This is a genomic window from Amycolatopsis ultiminotia (genome assembly GCF_039536925.1).
Classification (GTDB): Bacteria; Actinomycetota; Actinomycetes; order Mycobacteriales; family Pseudonocardiaceae; genus Amycolatopsis; species Amycolatopsis ultiminotia.
On sequence record NZ_BAAAZN010000013.1, the window covers coordinates 15,739 to 36,946 of the forward strand.

The following is a 21,208-nucleotide window of genomic DNA, read 5'->3' on the forward strand; positions in this document are numbered from 1 at the left end:
GTCCAGCGGAGGGTGCGATGAAGCCGGCCACGATTCCCGCCGTCCTACGTGCTGCGGCAGTGAAGTTCGGCGATTCCGAAGCGCTGGCCGATGGCCCGCTCCGGCTGGGCTTCGGACAGCTTCTGGAACGTGTTCAGCTGGTCGCCCGTGCGTTCGCGGCGAGCGGGGTGCGCCCCGGCGACCGGGTTGCGGTGGTCCTGCCGAACACTGCCGCCTGGGTGCTCTCCGCGCTGGGCGCGCTCTACACCGGTGCGGTGCTGGTCCCGGTGAACACGCGGTTCACCGGCGCGGAGACCGTCGACCTGCTGGTGCGCAGCCGGGCCAGCGCACTGGTGGTCGCCGCCGATTTCCTGGGCACCGACCGCTACGCGGCGATCCGCGCGACCGGGACCGAGCTGCCGGAGTTGACCACGGTCGTGCGCGTCCCGCTCGAACAGCCGCACACCCCGGTGCCGGGCACGCTCGGGTGGGACGAGTTCCTGGCCCGCGGCGACGGTGTTCCCGTCGCGGAAGTGGAGGCGCGAGCGGACGCAGTGCGGCCGGACGACGTGAGCGACATCCTGTTCACCTCGGGCACGACCGGCCGTTCGAAAGGCGTGCTGTCCGCGCATCGCCAGGTGGTCGAGGTGGCCGAGGCGTGGGCCGGCTGCGGCCGGGTGCGTGCTGCGGACCGCTATCTGGTGGTCAACCCGTTCTTCCACAGCTTCGGCTACAAGGCCGGGATCGTGGTCTGCCTGCTGACCGGCGCGGCCATCGTGCCGCAGGCGGTGTTCACCGCGGCGGACACGCTGGAGGTGATCGAGCGCGAACGGATCTCCGTGCTGCCCGGCGCGCCGACGATCTTCCAGTCCCTGCTCCCGGAGCGGGCCGGCCGGGATCTGTCGTCGCTGCGCCTGGCGGTGACCGGGGCCGCGTCGGTTCCGGCGTCGCTGGTCCGGCGGATGCGCGCGGAGCTCGGGTTCGAGACCGTGCTGACCGCCTATGGCCTGACCGAAGCGGTGGTGGTGACGATGTGCCGCCCCGGCGACGACGCCGGACTGGTCGCCGCGACCTCGGGACGGGCGACGGCCGGGTTCGAGGTCGCGCTGCGCGCGCCGGCGGGCGAGGTGGTGGTGCGCGGGCCGAACGTGATGCTCGGATACCTCGACGATCCGGAGGCGACCGCGCAGGCCGTGGACGGCGAGGGCTGGCTGCGCACCGGCGACGTCGGGGTGCTCGACGAGGCGGGGAACCTGGCGATCACCGGCCGGGTCAAGGACATGTACATCTGCGGCGGGTTCAACGTCTACCCGGCCGAGATCGAGCACGCGCTGGCCGAACTGGCCGGAGTGCGCGACGTGGCGGTGATCGGCGTGGCCGACGAACGTCTCGGCGAGGTCGGCAAGGCGTTCGTGGTGCGCTCGGGCGGGCTGAGCGCGGAGGCGGTGCTCGGTTTCTGCCGGGGCAGGCTGGCCAACTACAAGGTCCCGCGGTCGGTGGAATTCGTGGCAGAACTGCCGCGCAACGCTTCCGGCAAGGTGCTGAAAAGGCTGCTGAGTAAGGAGAAGGCATGAGTGAACCGGTGGTCCGCTACGAGCGCCGCGGGCCGGTCGCGCTGGTGACGATGAACCGGCCGGAGTACCGCAACGCGCAGAACTCGGCGATGACCTACGCGCTGGACGACGCTTTCGGCCGTGCGGTCGATGACGCGGAGGTGAAGGTGATCGTGCTCGCCGGCGAGGGGAAGCATTTCTCCGCCGGACACGACATCGGCTCGCCGGGACGGGACGCGGACACCGGCTTCGAACGCCGCGCGGTGATGTGGTGGGAGCACACCGACCGGGCAGGCGGCGACCGGCGGTTCGCCCGTGAGTCCGAAGTGTACTTGGGGATGTGCCGCCGGTGGCGGGAGATCCCGAAACCGGTGATCGCCTCGGTGCAGGGCGCGTGCATCGCGGGTGGGCTGATGCTCGCCTGGGTGTGCGATCTGATCGTCGCGAGCGACGACGCGTTCTTCGCCGATCCGGTGGTGCGGATGGGGATCCCGGGGGTGGAGTACTTCGCGCATCCGTGGGAGCTCGGGCCGCGTGCGGCGAAGGAGGTGCTGTTCACCGGGGAACGGTTCTCCGCGCAGCAAGCAAAGGAATGGGGCATGGTCAGCCGGATCGTGCCACGGGCCGAGCTGGCGGACCGGGTGCAGGAGCTGGCCGGGAAGATCGCCGGCATGCCGCAGTTCGGTCTCGCGTTGGCGAAGAAGGCGGTGAACCAGGCCGAAGACCTGATGGGCCTGCGGTCCGGAATGGACTCGGTGTTCGGGCTGCACCACTTCGCGCATGCGCACAACGCGGAGACCTCGGAGGACGCACTCGGCGGGCAGTCCGCGCGGTCGATGCGGGACGCGAACGAGGGGGCCTGATGGATCTCGACATCGACGCGGAGTCCGCGGCCTTCCGCGACGAGGCCAGGGACTGGCTGGCCGAGCACGTTCCGCGGTCGCCGTTGCCGTCGATGGACACCGCGGAAGGATTCGCCCGGCACCGCGAGTGGGAGGCGCAGCTCGCCGAGGCGCGGTGGTCGGTGGTGTCCTGGCCCCGGGAGTACCACGGACGGGCTTGCACACCGTTGCAGTGGCTGCTGTTCGAGGAGGAGTACTACGCAGCGGGTGCACCGGGCCGGGTCGGGCAGAACGGCATTTTCATGCTGGCACCCACGTTGTTCGCGCACGGTACGCCGGAGCAGCGGGACCGGATCCTGCCCTCGATGGCGACCGGTGCACAGGTGTGGGCGCAGGCGTGGTCCGAACCCGAAGCAGGCAGCGACATCGCGGCATTGCGCAGCAGTGCGGTACGTACCGACGGCGGCTGGCTGCTGTCCGGGCAGAAGACCTGGAGTTCACGCGCCGCGTTCGCGGACCGTGCGTTCGGCCTGTTCCGTACCGACCCCGATGCGGGACGGCACCGCGGCCTGACCTACTTCATGCTCGACCTTCGTGCCGAAGGCGTGACCGTGCGGCCCATTCCGCAGCTCGACGGCGAGCCGGGTTTCGCGGAGATCTTCCTGGACAAGGTGTTCGTGCCCGACGACGACGTACTGGGGGAACCGGGGCAGGGCTGGCGGGTGGCGATGACCACCGCGAACAACGAGCGGGGACTGTCACTGCGCAGCCCCGGCCGGTTCGTCGCGGCGGCCGGCAGGCTGGCCGAGCTGTGGCGAGAGCAGGGCCGTCCGGCCTCGGTGGCGGATCGGGTCGCGGACGCGTGGATCGGCGCGCGGGCTTACCAGCTCTACACGTTCGGCACCGCCAGCCGGCTCGCCGAAGGCGCGGAGCTGGGACCGGAGTCGAGCGTGAACAAGCTGTTCTGGTCCCAAGTGGACGTCGCGCTGCACGAGACCGCGCTCGATCTGCTCGGCCCGGCCGGGGAAACGGACGAGTCCTGGGTGGACGGTTACCTGTTCTCCCTGGCCGGCCCGATCTACGGCGGCACCGACCAGATCCAGCGCAACACGATCGCCGAACGGCTGCTGGGACTGCCGAGGGAGGCACGCCGGTGAAGTTCACGATTTCCCCGGAACAACGCCAGTTCGCCGGGTCGGTGCAGGATCTGCTGTCCGGCGCGGATCCGGCGGGCGCGGCACGGGCGTGGGCGCGAGGAAGGTCCGGACCCGGCCGGAAACTCCTGCGCGGCCTGGCCGATCTCGGCGTTCCCGCGCTGCTCGTGGACGAACGCCACGGCGGCCTCGGCGGTGACCCGGTGGACCTGGTGGTGGCGTTCGAGGTGATCGGCTACCACGCGGTGCCGGGGCCGGTGGTCGAATCGGCCGCGGTCGCACCGGTCGCGCTGACCGGCGGCGCCGCACGGCGGTGGCTGCCCGCGGTGGCTGCGGGGGAGTCGTTCGCGACCGTGCTGGCCGGGCCGGAGGTACCGCTGGCGCTGGACGCGGACGTCGCGGACTTCGTCCTCGACCTGCGGGCCGGGACCGTCGGCGAAGTCCGGATCGCGCACCGGGTGCGGTCGATCGATCCGGCACGTCGGCTGTTCCGGCTGGCTCCCGGGGAATCCTCTCCGGTGGACGAGGGCGGCCGGGCGTTCGAGACCGGCGCGCTCGCGGTCTGTGCCCAGCTGCTCGGCGCCGGGCAGTGGCTGCTGGACACGGCCGTCGGGTATGCCAAGCAACGCAGCCAATACGGCCGGCTCATCGGCGAATACCAAGCAATCAAGCACCTGCTCGCAGATGTCGCGACGCAGCTCGAACTCGCCCGCCCGCTGGTGCACGGCGCGGCGGTGGCGGCCGCCGGAGGAGATCCGCTGCTCCCGCGGGAGGTCTCGGCGGCGAAGGTGTTCGCGGGTCAAGCGGCGTATCTGGCGGCGCGGACTGCGCTGCAGGTGCACGGCGCGATCGGCTACACCGAGGAACACGACCTCGGCCTTCGGCTGACGAAGGTGCGTGCGCTGCTCGGCGCGTGGGGCAGCGCGTCGTTCCACCGGGCACGGGTCCGGCGCGCGGTGGCGGGTGCGGCATGAATTTCGATCCGATGTGGACCGACGAAGCGCGGGCGTTGCGGGATTCCGTGCGCACGTTGCTGGATCGCCGGTCCGCGGTGCGATCCGCGATGGACTCGCCGCTCGGCTACGACGAGACACTCTGGTCCACACTGTGCGAGCAGATCGGCGTGGCCGCACTCGCCATCCCCGAGGAACACGGCGGCGTGGGCGCGAGCCTCGCCGAGGCGTGCGTCGTGCTGGAGGAACTGGGCCGGACCCTGACCCCGGCGCCGATGCTCGGCTCGGCTGTCCTCTGTGGACAGGCGCTGCTGCTCGCCGGTACGGAGGCCGCCCACCGGCTGCTGCCGGGAATCGCCGCCGGCAGCACGCTCGCCGCACTCGCCGTGTCCGGTCCGGACGGTCACTGGGAACCGGCCTGCACCGAGACCGGCGGCCGGCTCGACGGCCGGGCGGACTACGTCCTGGACGGCGCCCTCGCGCAGGTCCTGCTGGTGGTGGCACAGACCGCGAGCGGCCCCGGTCTGTTCGAGGTCTCCCCGGAAGACGTGCAGCGGCAGCAGAGCGCCGGCCTCGACCCGACCCGGCGGCTCGCCTCGGCCCGGTTCTCCGCCGCACCCGCCCGGCGACTGGACAACGGGCAGTTCCCGCAGGCGCGGTTGCGGGATCTGGCGGTCGTCGCCTTGGCCGCGGAACAGGTCGGTGCGGCGGCGATGGCACTGGAACTGACCGTCGGGTACACGAAGCAGCGGCGTCAGTTCGGCCGCCCGATCGGCGGGTTCCAGGCCCTGCAGCACCGGATGGCGGACGTGCACGTGCAGGTCGAAGCGGCCCGTTCGGTGCTGTGTGCCGCGGTCGTCGCGGCGCTGGAGGACGACGACCTCGCCGCCGCCGCGGCGACCGCCAAGGTGGTGTGCTCGGCGGCGTTCCGGCAGGCCGCAGCGGAGATGATCCAGCTCCACGGCGGGATCGCGATCACCTGGGAGCACGACGCACACCTGTATTTCAAACGCGCGCACGGCAGTGCGGTGCTGTTCGGCGAGCCGGAACGGTACCTGCCCGCGGTGTTCGGCGACGTTGCTCCGAGCGGGTGATCGCGGTGCTTCGGACAGACCACCGGCAGGGTGCCCGCTAAGGTCGCCCGGGTGGGGAGCGGGCCAGCGGATGCACCGGAGCGCCGGGCTGCCCGCGGGCCGGCGTGCGGCGGGTGACCGTCGCCCGCGGGGCCAATGAGCGGGAACTCGACCGGGTGCTCGCCGGGTACGCGGTGCGTGTCCGGGCGGTGGTGATCCTGCCGTGCGCGGTCCTCGGCGTCCTCGTGACCCTGCACTGGTCTACCGCGGTGCCGGCCGCGATCGCCGTCGGCTGGTGCGTTCTCCAGCTGTATTGGCTGCGGAAAGCGCCGCCGGGACCGGGGCCGGTCGCGTTCGCGCACGCGCTGGTGGTGCTGGGCCTCGGGCTGAGCCAGTGGTGGACCGGCGCACAGCCGGTGGAGAGCTGGCTGTTCGCCCTCGTGTCGGTCACCGTGGGCACCACGCCGTTCGAGTGGGGCGCCCGGCCGGCGATGGCCGCGGCGCTGTCCGCGACGACGATCGGGGCTTACCTCACCGGCACCGCATCCGCCGGGGCGGGCTGGGGCCCCGCCCTGCGGCTGGTGGTCGAAACCGCGCTCGCCTGGACCGGCTACCTGCTCCTGCGGAGGGCAGCGCGGTCGGTGGACCGCGCGACCGCCCGCGCGGCCGCCGCCCGGCAGGCGGTCTCGGTCGCTGCGGCCCGTCACGCCGCGGAGCGCGAGTACCTCGCGACCTTGCACGACACGGCGTCCACGACGCTGATGATGGCCGCGACCGGCGGGCGCAGCCCGTCCTGGCTGCCGGAGCGGGCGGCGCAGGACCTGGCCGGGCTCGCGGCGGTACCGGAGCAACCGCAAGGGGAGGCCGATCTGGCCGGTCTGCTCGGGCCGGCCGCCGAACAGGCCGCGGTCACCGTCACCGTGGACATCCGCGGCCCGCTGGTGCTGCCCGCGATACCCGCGCAGGCGATCCTGCACGGGGTCCGCGAAGCGCTGACCAACGTGCAGCGGCATGCCGGGGTCGACGAGGCGCACCTGTCCGCCCGGCTGGACACGAACGACCGGATCGTGGTCGAGGTCCGCGATCGCGGCAGGGGATTCGCGCCCGGGATCGCCGGGCCGCACCGCCGCGGGGTCTCCGGGTCCATCGTGGGCCGGATGGCTGCCTCCGGTGGCCGGGCTGTCGTCGAATCGCGGCCGGGCGCGGGCAGCGTCGTGCGCTGGGTGTGGCCGGATGGCTGAACGAGCGTCCGCGGAACGGCTGCCTGCCGTCGCCAGGGTCGCGGTGCTGCTGATCGCAGTCACCGTCCAGCTCTTCCTCTGCTCGGCACAGCTGATCCGGAACTGGGACCGGTACCGGCCGCCGTGGCCGGAACCGGTCGCGTTCGGCCTGCTGCTCCTGGTCGCGGCGGGATGCGGCGGATTCCTGGCCCGCGGCCGTGCAGTGCCGGGCCGGGTGTGCTGGGCCGGCGTGGTGGCCGTCTTCGCCGCGTCGGTGCTGGCGTCGCTGCCGGTGGCGCCTTCGGACTACCTGAGCCCGGAACACTGGAGCTTCGGCCTGATCGGGTGGTACGTGCTGGCGTTGCTGTTCGACCGTTCGCCGCGCACCGTGGGCGGCGTCCTCGGCGGGCACCTCGTGCTCACTGCTTCGACGTTGTTCCTCGCCGGGGGTGTGGACGCGATCCGCTTGGCGGCCATGGGGATCACCGCGATCTCGGCGCTCGGCTACCAGTTCGCGGTCGGCCTCGCCGCCGGGCTCATCCGGCGGATCGCGGTACGGGCGGGCGAAGCGGCCGAGGCACGGGAGCGGGCGAGCACCGCGGAAGCCGTCGCCGAGCAGGTCCACCACGACCACCGGGAGCGCTACAACGCACTGCTCGGCACCACCGTGCCGCTGCTGCGCGGCCTCGCCGACGGTTCGCTCGATCCCGCGGACGAGGACGTGGCCCGCCGGTGCGGGACGGAGGCCGCACGCATGCGCCGGCTGTTCGCCGAAGGCGACGACGTGCCGGATCCGCTGGTCCACGAGCTGGCCGCGGTCATCGACCTGGCCGAGCGCAACGGGGTGTCGGTTCGGCTTGCCGTCCGGGGGGAACCCTGTGCACTGCCGAAACAGGTGCGCCGGGAGCTGCTCGACGCGGCCGCCGCGGTGCTCGCCTCGGCCGCCTCCGCGGTGCGGGTGACCGTGGTGCGCACCCCGGAGCAGGTCCGGGTCAGCGCACTCGGGGACGTGGCTGCGGTGCCGGAGGTCGCTGAACCGATGCAGGTGCAGGTCAATAGAGTGGGCACCACAGCGGGAGCGTGGGTGGAGGCAGTGTGGCAGCCGGCGAACTGATCACCGTCGCCGTCGTGGACGACCATCCGGCCATCCTGGCCGGGGTGGAGTACTGGTACGCCACCGCCGATCCGCCGATCCGGGTGATCGCCGCGGGCGGCAGCCCGGCGGCGGCCTGGATGCCGCCGGGGGACGCCGCGCACGTGGTCGTGTTCGACCTCCAGCTGCCGGGGCAGGAGGCGCCTGCCTACGGGGCGCTGCGCCGGTTGGTGGACGCCGGGCGGCAGGTGATCGTGTACACCATGCGCGAGGACGAGAACACCGCGCTGGCCTGCCTCGACATCGGTGCCTTCACCTTCCTCACCAAGGCCGAGGGCAAGGACCACCTCGTGTCGGCGACAGCGGCCGCGGCCGCGAACCTGCCCTACACCCCGCCCGCGCTGGCAGGGGCGTTCGGTGCGAACCGGCGTTCGGACCGGCCCCGGCTGTCCGAACGCGAGGAGAGCGTGCTGATCGAGTGGTTCCAGTGCGAATCGAAGGACCTCGTCGCGGAGAAGCTGGGCATCACGTCGCGGACGGTCAACACCTACCTGGATCGCGTGCGGATCAAGTACGCCAACGTCGGGCGCCGCGCGAGAACCAAGGCGGCGCTGGTCGCGCGGGCGATCCAGGACGGGCTCGTGCAGGTCGAGGACCTGTAGCCGGCCGTTGTGGGTGGAACGACCGGCACCGGACCCGGCGGAGGTGCCCTAGGTTCGGGTGCACTGGGGGTCCGGCCGGCCCCGCTGTCCGCGGGGGTGGACGCGCGGTCCGGCCGGATGAGTCGAACAACAGGGACCATGGGGGACTCTGTGTGCCGATTCCGGATCAAGATATTGGGCGCGTGCGAAATGGAGCGCGACGGCGTTCCGATTCCTCTTCCCGGCGGGAAACAGCTGGCGTTGCTCGCGGTACTGGCGCTGTCGCCGCGAAGACTGGTGCCGATCGAGGAAATCGCCGACCGGCTGTGGGACGAGGCGCCGCCCGCCGCGGCCGCCACCACCATCCGCGGGTACGTCCGGCGGTTGCGCCGGGCATTGGGCGCGGACTCGGTCATCGAGTCCGGGCACCACGGATACCGGCTCGGCATCGCGGCGGGCGCGGTCGACCTGCACCGGTTCGACGAGCTGACTGCGGCGGCGGAGACGGAGGGCGAACCGGCCGCGGAAGCCGGCCTGCTGCGCGAGGCGCTGGCGCTCTGGCGCGGACCGGCGCTGAGTGACGTGCCGGGGGATCTGCTGCACCGGGAAGTGGTGCCGGCCTTGCGCGAGCGTTATCTGCGCGCCCTGCACCGCCGGATCGACCTGGACCTGGAGCACGGCGATCCGGCCGCGCTGGTCGCCGAGCTGCGCATGCTGGTGGACGAAAACCCGCTGCGGGAGCGGTGCTGGGCACAGTGGATCCGCGCGCTGCACGGCGCCGGCCGCCGGGCCGAGGCACTGGCCGGGTTCGAGGAATGCCGGGTGGTGCTTGCCGATCGCCTCGGCGTCGACCCGTGCGCCGCCCTGCGTGAACTGCACCAGCACCTGCTCGAGGACGACCACCAGCCGTTCACGCCCGCGGTCGCGGTGCCACCACGGCAACTTCCGCCGGAGGTCTCGTGCTTCACCGGGCGGCAGGCGCACCTGGCCGCACTCGACGCCGCACTCGCGGCCGGGGAGGCCCCCGGCGTCGTCGTGGACGGCGCGGCCGGCGTCGGCAAGACGGCGCTGGTCGTGCGCTGGGCGCATCGCGTGCGTGAGTCGTTCCCCGGCGGAGTGCTGTACGTGGACCTCCGGGGATACAGCCCGCACGAACCGCTGGATCCGGTGGAGGCACTGGAAGTCCTGCTCTCACCGGTCTGCCACGGTCGGCTGCCCCGGGAACCGGAGGCCCGTACCGCGTTGTTGCGGTCCACGCTGGCGGGCCGGCGGGTGCTGGTGGTGCTGGACAACGCGCGGGACGCCGAACAGGTCCGCCCGCTGCTGCCCGGCGCCGGGAACCACGTGGTGATCACCAGCCGCAACCAGCTGCGTGGGCTGGTCGCCAGGGACGGTGCGCGGCGGATCCGGCTGGGCCGGCTCTCCGGCGCGGAGTCGGCCGAACTGCTGCGCCGCCTGCTGGGCGAGCGCGCCGCAGGCGCACCCGGTGTGGTGGCCGAGCTGGCGGACCGCTGCGCCCGGCTGCCACTGGCCCTGCGCGTGCTGGCCGAACGAGCCGACCGGTACCCGCAACTGCCGCTGGCCGCGTTCGCCGCGGAGCTGCGGGACGAACGGACCGCCCTCGCGGCGCTCGGCGGCGAGAGCGCGATCGATCTGCCGACCGTGCTGTCGTGGTCCTATCCGGCGGTCCCGCCCGAGGCGGCGCGGCTGTTCCGGTTGCTCGGCAGACAGCCGGAACGCACCGTCGACGCGCGCGCCGCGGCCGCGCTGATGCGGATTTCCGGTGCCGAGGCCGGTCGTCTCCTCGATTCCCTCGCCGAGGTCAATTTGCTCGGCCAGCCCATTCCGCACCGGTTCGAAATCGACCGGTTGCTGCGCGGGAACACGGTGACCACGTGAATGCCACCGGATGACCACCGCCTCCTGCGAAGGTGGAAAACAACCGCAGGAGGAGGGGACCGTGGAATCGGGATGGTATTTCGTGGTGTTCCCGGATTGCGAACGGGCGCGACCGATCGCGGATCGATTCGACCGGGAAGCACATCGGGTGATCAGGTATCCGTCGGGGCGGCCGATGGTGCTCGCGAAAATGCCGGCGGACCAGCTGGTCGCCGGCGGGACGGTGCCGAAGGTGGCGATCGGGCTCTCTTCGGCCACCCCGCGCCGGCTGGCACGCTCCGATGTGGACTCGCTGGCGCACGCGCTGGCGGGCAGTTTCCACCTGGTTGCCGCGGAAGCGCGCGGGGTACGGGTGCAGGGCAGTGCTTCCGGGCTCCGGCGGGTGCACCATGCGGTGATCGACGGCGTGCCGATCGCCTCGGACCGCGCGGACGTGCTGGCCGGCCTCGGCGGATTCGGCTTCGACGAACGGGCGCTCGCGATCCGGCTGCTGCGGGCGCTGCCGCATCCGCTGTCCGAGGAACCGCTGTGGCGCGGGGTGACCCCGGTGCCCCCGGATTCCGCGGTGGTGCTCGATGCCGATGGGCGGCGGAGCCGGACGGTGCGGTGGTGGCGCCGCCCGGACCCGGTGCGGTCGAGGGCCGAGGGCGCGGTGCAGCTGCGTGCGGCGCTCGCCGAGGCCGTCGCAGTCCGGACCGCGGCCGGTGCGACCGTCCACTGTGACCTGTCCGGCGGGCTGGACTCCACACCGATCTGTTACCTGGCCGCGCAGGGCCCCGCGACGATCGTCGCGACCACCATGTACAACGAGGATCCCGGTGGCAAGGAGGACCTGTACTGGGCCCGCCGTGCGCTGCCGGCCATGCCGGGAATCGAGCAGCAGGTCGGTTTGCTCGACGATATGCCGAACTTCTTCGAGGGCATGCCCGCGGTCACCGCGCGGCTGGACGAGCCGACGCAGGCCTACCTCACCGCGCCGCGGATCCGCTACAGCATCCGCTCGGCACAGGAACGCGGTGCCCGGCTGTACCTGACCGGCCTCGGCGGTGACCATCTGCTGCACGGGCTCCCGGTCTGGGACCACACCGTGTTCCGCCGCCGTCCGCTGCACGCCTGGCGCCGGATCCGGCTCAGCAGCATGCTGCAGAACCGTTCGCTCGGCACCACCCTGCGGGAACTGCTGGACAACGAATCCTACCGCGGGTGGCTGTCGCGCACCGCCGGCTCCGCGCGCCGGGCCAGGCAGGCCCGGTCCGAGATGCGGCTGAGCTGGGACCAGGAGATCGGGCTGCCCCGGTGGCTCACCGAGGACGCGACCGCCGCGGTGCTCGAACGGATCCAGGAGATCGCCGAACAGGCCCAGCCGCTGGGGGAAACCCGTGCGGCGCACGCGGAACTGGCGATGGTCCGCGACGGCACCCGGATCATCCGCGGGACCGAGCAGTACGCGGCCGCGCTGGACATGCCCTTCGCCTCCCCGTTCTTCGACGACCGGGTGGTCGAGGCGTGTTTTGCGGTACGGCACGAGGAACGGGATTCGCCGATGGAATTCAAACCGCTGATCAAGGCGGCGATGCGCGATGCGCTGCCGGCCGAATTCCTCAAACGCGGATCGAAAATGGGTGGCAGTACGCAGGCCGCGCGCGGGCTGGCCGCGCACTGGCCGGAGATTCTCGGCCTGTGCGAGGATTCTCCGCTCGCCGCACTCGGCATCGTCGATTTCGACGTGCTGGCGCGCAGCGAATCGCCGGAACACATGCGGGCCCGGGACGCGATGCTGGACGACACCGTCAATTGCGCGGTGTTCCTGCGAAACCACGGCCGGAGCGGACAGGAGGGGCGCGATGCGGCTGCGTGAGGAGGTGTCGGCGACCGACACCGAATACGGAACGGTGCTGCTGGACGAACGCAGCGGTCGGTACTACCAGCTCAGCGCCACCGCGAAGGCGGTGGTGACGAGCCTGGGCGCGGACGGTTCGGTCGAGGCCGCGGTCGCGTCGCTCACCGGCCGGTTCGCCGTGGACGAATCCACCGCCCAGCGCGACGTCCGGGCGCTGATCGAACGGCTGCGTGCGGCGGGGCTGGTGACGGAATGACCATCCCGGTGCTGCCGGACGACCGTGTCCGGGTTTCGGTTCCCGGCCGGCTCGTCACCTCGTCCTGTGTGGCCGCGGCCCGGGTGCTCGCCGGCAAGCCACCCGGCCGGATCCGGGCCGTGCTGACCCGGCTGCGTGCCGGCGCGCGCCCGGCCACGATGGCCGAAACCGCTGCCGCGCGGGAAGAAGTCCTCACCGTGAGCCCGCGGTGCTGTGGTTCCCGGGCCTGCGTGATCCGGTCACTGGCGGTGGTGCTGCGGTGCCGGCTGCGCGGCACCTGGCCGACCTGGTGCGTGGGCGTGCTGGCGGCGCCGCCGTTCGCCGCGCACGCCTGGGTGGAAGCCGAGGGCGAGATGGTCGACGAGGCGCTGGACGGAACGCTCTACCGGCGGCTCATCACCATCGGACCCGATCCGGACCGAGTACCGGAAGGAGGTGAATCGCGATGAAGGACGTTTACGAGACCCCGGTGGTCCTCGAGCTCGGTGCTTTCGAGGAGGAGACCGGCATCTTCGGCAAGCGCAACGGTGACGAGATCACCTGGTTCTTCGACGTCTGGCAGTGATGCCCGGCTGTCGTCCGACGCTGGGGGAAAGGGGGTGAACGAGATGGAGAAGGAAATCTACCAGGCGCCCGCCGTGGTCGAACTCGGTGCTTTCGCCGAGGAGACCGGTTTCTTCCGGAACGGTGCGAACGAGGCCTACTGGTTCTACCAGAACGAGAACAACTGATATCCGGTTCCGGGTGCGGTGATGCAGTGCCGCACCCGGAACCGCGGGGGGAGTGGCATGCGCACCAGTGACCGGCTGCTGGCCCGCACGGTGCGGCGGCACCGGGGCCCGGTCGCAGCGCTGGCGGTGCTGCGGCTGGCCGACGCGGGCACCGCGCTCGCGGTGCCCGCGGTGCTGGCCGCAACGGTGGACGCCGTCCTGCACCGGGACACCGGCGGGGCACCGATCGTGGCGATCTGCGGGCTCGTCCTGCTCGTCACCCTGGTCGAGATGGGCAACGAGCTGGTCGAGGCCACCGTGCGGGCGCGGGCGGTCGCCTGGTTGCGCGCCGAGACCTTCACCCGGATGCTCGGCCTCGGGCTGCTCGGCAGGCGGCGGTTCCCGGTGGGGGACGCGATGGGCCGCGCACTGGAGAGCACCGCGGAGACCTCGGGGGCCGCGCCGAGCGGGCTGGACCTGGTGTTCTCCGCGCTGACCTCGTTCGCCGGACTGGTCGCGCTCGCGGTCATCGACTGGCGGATGGTGCTGGTGTTCGCGCTCGGGGTGCCGGTCGTCTGGCTGCTGGCCCGGCTGCTGATCCGCCGCACGACCGCGTTGACCCGGCAGTACCAGCGGGTGCACGGCGAACTGTCGCACCGGTTCCTGGACGCGCTGAGCGGTGCCCGCACGATCCGGGCGGCAGGCACCCTGGACCGCGAGGTGACCCGGGTGCTCGTGCCACTGGCCGGGCTGCGCGAGGCCGGACTGGGGTTCTGGGAAGCGCAGCGGCGTTCCGGCTGGCATCTGGCGGTGCTCGCGCCGGTGCTGCAGATCGGCGTGCTGATCACCGGCGGCCTCGGCGTCGCGGCCGGGCGGCTCAGCGCCGGGGAGCTGCTGGCCGCGCAGCTCTACCTGATGCAGGCGATGGGACTGCTTTCCCAGGTCGGCATCGTCGCACAGATCGGCCGGATCCGGGGTTCGGCCGAGCGGGTGCAGGAGATCTTCGACGAGCCGTTGCCCGACCCCGGCCGTGGCACGGTGCCGCCCGGCGGCGGGGCGCTGTCGCTGCACGATGTGACCGCAAGCGCGGACGGACGGCGTGTGCTCGACGGTGTGCACCTGGACGTGCCCGCCGGGGCACGGCTGGCGGTCGTCGGCGCTTCCGGTGCGGGCAAGACCACGCTCGCTCTCGTCGCGGGCGGAGTGCTGGCGCCCGAGCAGGGCACGGTCCGGCTGGACGGGGCCCGGCTGGACGCGCTCGACCGCGCGGAAGTGAGTGCCGCGTTCGCCTTCGCATTCGAACGTCCGCATCTTTTCGGCGGCACGGTGCGCGGGATGATCGGTTACGGCGATCGGCCGGTCCCCGCGGAGGCGGTGCGGGCGGCCGCCGTGGCGAGCCGCGCGGATCCGTTCGTCAGCAGGCTCCCCGAGGGCTACGACACCCCGCTCGGCGGGCTCCGGCTCTCCGGCGGCGAACTCCAGCGGCTCGGGCTGGCCAGGGCGTTCTGCCGCGGGGCACGGGTACTGGTGCTCGACGATGCGCTGTCCAGTGTGGACACCGCGACCGGGAACGACATCGAGCACGCGATGGACGAGGCACTGCACGGCGTCACCCGGATCGTGGTGGCGCACCGGCTCCGCACCGCGCGCAACGCCGATCTGGTGGCCTGGCTGGACGAGGGCCGCATCCGCGCGGTCGGCCCGCACGTCGCGCTGATGGCCGAACCCGCCTACCGCGCGGTGTTCGGCTTGCAGGAGGAATCTTGTCCGATACCGTGATCCGCTCCATCCGGCAGTTCGCCCGGCCGGTGTTCGCCGCGCACCGGCGTGCGGTGGCCGGGCTGGCCGCCTGGTCGCTGCTGGAGATGGTGCCCGCGCTGGTGTCCGGCCGATTGGTCGCGGCCGCGCTGGACCGGGGTTTCCTCGCCGGTGCCCCGGGCACCGGAGTGCTGCTGCTGCTGGCGTACGGCGTGGCCATGCTGGCCGGCACACTGGCGGTGCGCCAGGCGATGCCGCACACCGCGGTGCTCGTCGAGTCGCTGCGTGACGCGCTCGTGCGGATGGTGGTGGGCGCGAGCCTGCGGCGCGCAGTCTACGGCGACGAGGTCGCCGACGCGGCCACCGTCTCGCGGATCACCCGGCAGGCGGAAACGGTCCGCCAGACCACGGCCGGGCTGCTGATGACCGTGCGCGGCGTCGTGTTCGGGGTGATCGCTGCGGTAGCCGGGCTGTTCTCCCTCGATCCGCTGCTCGCGCTCGTGGCCGCTCCCGCGGTGCTCGCCGCGGCGGCACTGCTGATCCTGCTGTCCCGCTTGCTGCGTCGGCGGTATCGCCGTCTGCTGCAGACCCAGGAGGCCCTCGCCGAAGAGGCCGCGGCCTGTCTGAGCGGGGTACGGGACGTCGTCACCTGCGGCGCCTGGCGCACCGCGGGAGCCGGTCTGCGCCGCCGGGTCGACGACGAAGCCGAGGCGACGGTGTCGAGCGCACGCGCGGGCACCGGCCGGATCGGCGTGATCGCGCTGGGCGGGCGGCTGCCGTTCGTGGTCATCCTGCTCGCGTCGCCGTGGCTGGTGTCCCGGCAGATCCTCACCCCCGGCACCCTCGTCGGCGCGCTGACCTATCTGCTCAACGGCCTCGACCCGGCCTTGCGGGCATTGGTGCAGACCATCGGGAACCGCGGGCTCGAACTGACCGTGACCCTGCACCGGCTGATCGACCACGCGGCCGCCGCGGTGTCGTTGCCGTCCGGGCGGAAACGCCCGGGCGGCGCGGAAATCGCGCTGCGCGGCCTGACCTTCGCCTACGGCGAGCACGCGAAACCGGTGTTCTCCGGCCTGGATCTGCGGATCGCGGACGGGGAGCACCTCGCGGTCGTCGGCCCCAGCGGCATCGGGAAGTCCACGCTGGCACTGCTGATCGGCGGCGTGGTGCCGCCCCGGTCCGGCACGGTCACACTCGGTGGTGTCCCGGTCGGCGAACTGGACGAGCCCGCACTGCGCTCGATGGTCGCGCTGGTGCCCCAGGAGTCCTACGTGTTCGCCGGTGCACTTCGGGAGAACCTCGCCTATCTGCGCCCGTCGGTGACCGACGCCGAACTCGACGAGGCGGTGGCCGCGATGGGCCTGTCGGACACCGTGCGCCGGGCAGGCGGGTACGACGCCGAGACCCCCGCGGCGCTGTCCCAGGGAGAACGGCAGCTGATCACTCTCGCCCGGGTGTACCTGAGCGAGGCCCGGATCGTGCTCCTCGACGAGGCCACCTGCCATCTGGACCCGGTTTCCGAGGCACGGGTGGAGGAGGCCTTCGCCGCCCGGCCGGGCACGCTGATCGTGGTGGCGCACCGGATCAGCTCCGCGATGCGCGCGCGACGGATCCTCCTGGTGGAGGAATCCGGACTGGCCGAAGGCACCCACGACGTGCTGGTGCACCGCTCGCCGGGCTACGCGGAACTGGTCGGGCACTGGGCCCCGGCAGCCCGGGTACCGTGATCGCACGGCCCTTCGACGGGCGGCTCACACTTCCCGCCAGCGCGGGCCACCCGCGGGAAGTCTGCCGCCGCGCACCACGGCCGGGCAGCAGGACCCGTCCGGTTACGCCAGCCCGCCGAGGACGTCGAACGTCCGGCGCTGGTCTTCGGGGCTGCTGAGTTCGGTCTGCGTGAACACCACCTCGGTTGCGCCCGCATCGAAGTAGCTGCGCACGGCATTGGCGACGTGCTTTTCGTCGCCGATCACGGCAAGTTCGCCGGCCCGGGTTGCCCCGGCAAGGGACACGACGCGCTGGTACGAGGGAATCTGGTCGTAGAAGGCCATGTCGCGCAGTGCCTTTTCGCGGACCGCGTCGACGTCGTCGGTGACGGTGCCGCCGACGAACGCGATGATCCTGGGCGCAGGCCGATTCGCCTGCTCCGCGGCCTTGGTGATGGTGGGGACGAGGTGCTCGCCGAGCACCCGGGGACTCGCCAGGTAGGGGAGTGTGCCATCGGCGAGTTCGCCGGTCACCTGAAGGGCCTTCGGCCCCATCGCGGCCACCAGGACCGGGACCCGCGGCTGCGCGCCGGCGACCGTGACCGGCAACGTCGGCGCTGCGGTGAGGCGTTCCCCGCGGAAGGCGGTTTCACCACCGTCGAGGAGTCCGTCGAGTGCGGTCAGGAATTCTCGGAGCAGCGCGACGGGCCGTTCGAAGGGCAGCCCGAACATGTCCTCGACGAGGAACCGCGAACCGAGCGCGAGCCCGAGGTGGAAGTGCCCGTGCGTGGCGGCCTGCGCGGTCTGCGCCTGCGACGAGACGAGCAGGGGATGGCGGGCGAAGATCGGGATGGCGGAGGTGCCGACGTGCAGCTCGGGCACTTCGCGTCCGACGAGCGTGGCGAGCGCGGCCGCGTCGTAGTCGAGCCGCTGCCCCAGCCACCCGGTGCGGATTCCGGCTGCCGCCGCGGTACGCGCCTGCTCGACGATGGCGTCGACGTAGTTGTCCGCCTGACCGCTTGCGGTCAGCGAGATTCCGATGCTCATGGCGGCACCAACCGCCGCAGCCGTGGCGGAATTCCGTTTCCCAAGGAGCGGGAACACCACCACCGGGTCAGCGGGGACCGTCCGGTTCGCTGCGCTGCCATTCGCGGGCGAGCAGCTGATAGGACCGGACGCGGTCACGGTGGTCGTGGGTGATGGTGGTGATGACGAGTTCGTCGGCCCCGGTGGCGGCCTGCAGCTGCCGGAGCCGCTCGGCGACGGTGCCCGGTGCGCCGACGAACTGGGTGTCGACGCGATCGGCGACCAGCTCGCGGTCCTCGTCGGTCCAATGCAGTCCGGCGGCGGTTTCCGGGTCGGGGAACGGGATGGCGCCCTCGAACCGCCGGATGCTGCGCACCCACGCCGGATAACCCGCCGCGAGGTGCCGCGCGTGCGCGTCGTCCTCGCCGACGACGACGTCCGCCGAGACGGCGACGTACGGCCGCTCGAGCGTGGCCGACGGCCGGAACGCCTCGCGGTAGGCGGCGACTGCTTCCAGCACGCTGGACGGGCTGACGTGGTAGTTCGCCGCGAACCGCAGCCCATTGGCGCCGGCGACGCGCGCGCTCTGCCCGCCGCTGCTGCCCAGGATCCACAGCTGCACGTCGGCGCCTTCGCCGGGGACCGGGTGGGCTTCGACGCCGTCGGCGGAGCGGTAGCTGCCGGACAGCAGCGCCAGGATCTCGGCGACCTGCTCGCCGTAGTCGGGGGTTTGCGCACCCGGTTGCCGCAACAGCGCGAATTGCGCGGCCAGCCGCCCGGAAGCGAGGAGTTTGTCCGGGTTGAGCTGACGGCCACCGGGGATGAACAACCCTTCCTCGGTGGTGCGCTGCGGCGAGGGCTCGGCCGGACGCGCGGCGCGTTCCTTGAGCAGCTGCGGGCCGCTGCGGCCGAGGCCGAGGTCGAGCCGTCCCGGATGCAGTGCGTCGATCAGGCCGAACTCCTCCACTGTGGACAGCGGGGTGCGGTGCGCGAGCTGGACGCCCGCCGAGCCGAGCCGGATCCGCTCGGTCGCCGCGGCGGCCAGCGCGATCGCGAGAGCCGGCGAACTGCCTGCGACACCGGGGTTCAGGTGGTGCTCGGCGAACCAGTACCGGTGGTAGCCGGCCTCCTCGGTACGCCGGGCGAGGTCGACGGTGTTGCGGACCGCCTGTGCGGCGGTGGCCCCGGCGCTGATCGGGATGAGATCGAGCACGGACAGCGGCGTCGTCGGCATGGGTGCCTTCCCTTTCTCGGGCGGCTCGGTTCCCGGGCGGACCCGGGCTCTCGCGATGTGGAGCAGAAGCTGATTTTGTGCCGGTCGAGCCCACCTGGCCCGCACCCGCTCCGGTCGGTCCGGGACCGCGGCGACACGGTGAATTCCGGGCGGCCGCCGGGCGGCGGAGCCGCGACATCCGCACCGCGGCGGAGTCCGGATGCATGCCACGCAGGCGGGCTGCGCTGTGCGCGCTCGCCGGAAGCCGCGATGGTGGGTTGCGCGGCGCCGGACTGGGCAGGGCTCATGCACCACCGTCCTCACTGGGTCCTTCCACAGCTATCTCGTTCCGGTGCCGGGGCGCACCTGTGCTCAGAATGCGGGCAGCCGGAAGAACTTTCCCGCCTGCTGGGAAGAAACTCTATCTTTTCTACCGACATTGACCGGCGCTCGCGCGGCTGCTTAGGGTTTCGGAGCGCGTCGAGCCGCCGGCCCGAAGACCCGGCGGATCCCCGTACCGCGCGCACGGACCGCTCGACCGGCCCGCTGCCGAACCTCGCGGTGCTCACGGCGTTTTCGCGCACGCGTCCCCGATGAGCACCGACGATCCGACGAGGAGTACCTGCCCATGAGATCGCCTGTGCACCGCCACTTCGTCCGACGGGCGGTGGTGGCCGCGGTCGTCGCACTCGGCGTGAGCGCCGCCGGCGCCTGTTCTTCGGGCAGTGCAGGGGGTTCCGGCTCGGACGGCCCGCCGCAGCCGGGCGGCACGCTGACGTTCGCGGTGAGCTCGGACGCCGGGTGCGCGGACCCGCAGCAGGTCGGCAGCAACGACACCATCTACGCACTGCGCCAGGTCGTGGACTCGCTGACCGACCAGGATCCGGCGACCGGCAAGATCGTGCCGTGGCTGGCACAAAGCTGGGACGTCAGCCCGGATGCCACCACGTTCACCTTCCACCTGCGCTCCGGGGTCACCTTCAGTGACGGCTCGCCGCTGACCGCGCAGGTGGTCAAGGACAACTTCGACGCGGTGCCGCACCTGGGCGCGCTGGGCACGCTGGCCGCGGGCTACCTGAGCGGGGTGCAGTCCACCACGGCGCTCGACCCGACCACGGTCCAGGTGAAGTTCGCCCAGCCCAATGCGCAGTTCCTGCAGGCGAGTTCCACGTACTCGCTGGGCATCGAGTCCTCGGCGAGCGTGCACAAGACCCCGCAGGAGAAGTGCAGCCAGGGGGTGGTCGCGTCCGGTCCGTTCGTGCAGTCGCAGTACGTGCCCAACCAGTCGACCACGCTGACCAAGCGCACCGGCTACGGCTGGGGTTCCTCGCTCTGGAAGAAGAAGGGCGAGGCCTACCTGGACAAGCTGGTGTTCAAGGTGGTCCCGGAGGCCGGGGTGCGCCTGGGCAGCCTGCAGTCCGGCCAGGTCGACGCGATCGGCAGCGTCGGGAAGGCAGACGAGGCGGCGTTGAAGTCGGCCGGGGTGAACCTGCTCGCCCGCGCGAACCCGGGGGTGGTGTTCCAGCTGGGGCTCAACAGCTCCCGGCCGGCGCTGAAGGACGAGAAGGTCCGGCAGGCGATCCAGGTGGCGGTCGACCGGCAGCAGATCGTCGACACCGTCTTCCCGAGCGGCACCCGGCCCGCGACCAGTTCCCTGTCGCACACGACGCCGTACTACACGAACCTGGCGCAGAGCTTCGGCCACGACGCGGCGAAGGCGAACGCCCTGCTGGACGAGGCAGGCTGGGTCCGTGGCGCGGACGGCATCCGGCAGCGGGACGGCAAGCGGCTGAGCCTGTCCGTGGACTGGTTCGCCAACGCCGCCACCAACCAGCCCGCGCTCGAGCTGATCCAGCAGCAGCTCAAGGCGGTGGGCGTCGACCTGGTGCTCAAGCAGTTGCCGATCGCGCAGATCGCCCAGGTCCAGCAGGCCGGTGACTACGACGCGCTGTGGGGCAACGTGACCCGCGCCGACCCGGACATCCTGCGCAGCAGTTTCTCCACGCACCTGTCGAACTACTACCGCGTCCCGCCGAGCGAACTCGACCGGTTGCTGGACCAGCAGGCGGCGACGGCCGACGCCACGAAGCGGGAGGAACTGGTGAAGCAGGCGCAGCAGTCGCTCGCACAGCACGCCTTCGTGGTCCCCGTCGTGGAGCTGCAGACCGAGCTCGGCGCGGCGGCGAAGGTGCACGACCTGAATTTCGAGGCCTCCAGCCGGATCCAGCTGCACGACACGTGGCTCGGCTAGCGGCAGGCAGGCAACAGGCGGAGTGCAGGAGGTGAGCA

The 21,208-nt window shown here is 72.1% G+C and carries 18 protein-coding genes; 16 read left to right on the plus strand and 2 right to left on the minus strand.

Features of this window, described 5'->3' with window-relative positions:
• Positions 1–17 precede the first annotated feature (17 nt).
• The 15 genes from ABD793_RS26975 to ABD793_RS27045 all read left to right on the plus strand — a co-directional run bounded on the left by ABD793_RS26975 (position 18) and on the right by ABD793_RS27045 (position 16,701).
• On the plus strand, positions 18–1,553 hold the full coding sequence (locus ABD793_RS26975) for a FadD3 family acyl-CoA ligase (RefSeq protein ID WP_344864887.1): 1,536 nt from the start codon (positions 18–20) through the stop codon (positions 1,551–1,553).
• Positions 1,550–2,395, plus strand: coding sequence for an enoyl-CoA hydratase (locus ABD793_RS26980; protein WP_344864889.1), 846 nt, complete (start codon positions 1,550–1,552; stop codon positions 2,393–2,395). The genes ABD793_RS26975 and ABD793_RS26980 overlap by 4 nt, the downstream gene beginning before the upstream one ends.
• The gene (locus ABD793_RS26985) at positions 2,395–3,531 is read left to right on the plus strand and encodes an acyl-CoA dehydrogenase family protein (RefSeq protein WP_344864891.1); all 1,137 of its coding nucleotides are present in this window, start codon (positions 2,395–2,397) and stop codon (positions 3,529–3,531) included. Before ABD793_RS26980 ends, ABD793_RS26985 begins: the two co-directional genes overlap by 1 nt.
• Positions 3,528–4,502: an acyl-CoA dehydrogenase family protein gene (locus ABD793_RS26990; protein WP_344864893.1), complete on the plus strand. Its 975-nt coding sequence runs from the start codon at positions 3,528–3,530 to the stop codon at positions 4,500–4,502. The genes ABD793_RS26985 and ABD793_RS26990 overlap by 4 nt, the downstream gene beginning before the upstream one ends.
• Before the next feature lie 11 nt (positions 4,503–4,513).
• Positions 4,514–5,575: an acyl-CoA dehydrogenase family protein gene (locus tag ABD793_RS26995; protein ID WP_425548784.1), complete on the plus strand. Its 1,062-nt coding sequence runs from the start codon at positions 4,514–4,516 to the stop codon at positions 5,573–5,575.
• Positions 5,576–5,688: 113 nt separating this feature from the next.
• Complete coding sequence (locus ABD793_RS27000; protein WP_344864897.1) at positions 5,689–6,795, plus strand: sensor histidine kinase; 1,107 nt, start codon at positions 5,689–5,691, stop codon at positions 6,793–6,795.
• Positions 6,788–7,888, plus strand: coding sequence for a hypothetical protein (locus ABD793_RS27005; protein WP_344864899.1), 1,101 nt, complete (start codon positions 6,788–6,790; stop codon positions 7,886–7,888). Before ABD793_RS27000 ends, ABD793_RS27005 begins: the two co-directional genes overlap by 8 nt.
• Positions 7,870–8,529 (plus strand): response regulator, encoded by a 660-nt coding sequence (locus ABD793_RS27010; protein WP_344864900.1) that lies wholly within the window; start codon positions 7,870–7,872, stop codon positions 8,527–8,529. The genes ABD793_RS27005 and ABD793_RS27010 overlap by 19 nt, the downstream gene beginning before the upstream one ends.
• Before the next feature lie 138 nt (positions 8,530–8,667).
• Positions 8,668–10,407, plus strand: coding sequence for an AfsR/SARP family transcriptional regulator (locus ABD793_RS27015; RefSeq protein WP_344864903.1), 1,740 nt, complete (start codon positions 8,668–8,670; stop codon positions 10,405–10,407).
• Positions 10,408–10,468: 61 nt separating this feature from the next.
• Positions 10,469–12,265, plus strand: a complete 1,797-nt coding sequence (locus ABD793_RS27020; protein ID WP_344864905.1) for an asparagine synthase-related protein — start codon at positions 10,469–10,471, stop codon at positions 12,263–12,265.
• Entirely contained in the window at positions 12,252–12,503 is a 252-nt protein-coding gene (locus tag ABD793_RS27025) for a lasso peptide biosynthesis PqqD family chaperone (RefSeq protein ID WP_344864907.1), read from the plus strand. Before ABD793_RS27020 ends, ABD793_RS27025 begins: the two co-directional genes overlap by 14 nt.
• Positions 12,500–12,952: a lasso peptide biosynthesis B2 protein gene (locus ABD793_RS27030; protein WP_344864909.1), complete on the plus strand. Its 453-nt coding sequence runs from the start codon at positions 12,500–12,502 to the stop codon at positions 12,950–12,952. The genes ABD793_RS27025 and ABD793_RS27030 overlap by 4 nt, the downstream gene beginning before the upstream one ends.
• 159 nt (positions 12,953–13,111) lie before the next feature.
• Positions 13,112–13,234, plus strand: coding sequence for a keywimysin-related RiPP (locus ABD793_RS27035; protein WP_344864911.1), 123 nt, complete (start codon positions 13,112–13,114; stop codon positions 13,232–13,234).
• Positions 13,235–13,291: 57 nt separating this feature from the next.
• Complete coding sequence (locus ABD793_RS27040; protein ID WP_344864913.1) at positions 13,292–14,992, plus strand: ABC transporter ATP-binding protein; 1,701 nt, start codon at positions 13,292–13,294, stop codon at positions 14,990–14,992.
• Entirely contained in the window at positions 14,977–16,701 is a 1,725-nt protein-coding gene (locus ABD793_RS27045; protein ID WP_344864915.1) for an ABC transporter ATP-binding protein, read from the plus strand. Before ABD793_RS27040 ends, ABD793_RS27045 begins: the two co-directional genes overlap by 16 nt.
• A gap of 102 nt (positions 16,702–16,803) precedes the next feature.
• Here the strand turns inward: ABD793_RS27045 and ABD793_RS27050 are convergent, their stop codons facing one another.
• A complete protein-coding gene (locus tag ABD793_RS27050; protein ID WP_344864917.1) occupies positions 16,804–17,727 on the minus strand; it encodes an LLM class F420-dependent oxidoreductase in 924 nt (307 codons plus the stop codon).
• 67 nt (positions 17,728–17,794) lie between these two features.
• Positions 17,795–18,940, minus strand: coding sequence for an LLM class flavin-dependent oxidoreductase (locus ABD793_RS27055; RefSeq protein ID WP_344864919.1), 1,146 nt, complete (start codon positions 18,938–18,940; stop codon positions 17,795–17,797).
• A gap of 607 nt (positions 18,941–19,547) precedes the next feature.
• On the opposite strand from ABD793_RS27055, the gene ABD793_RS27060 reads away from it, so the two are divergent.
• Entirely contained in the window at positions 19,548–21,170 is a 1,623-nt protein-coding gene (locus ABD793_RS27060) for an ABC transporter substrate-binding protein (protein ID WP_344864921.1), read from the plus strand.
• The last annotated feature ends 38 nt before the right edge of the window (positions 21,171–21,208 follow it).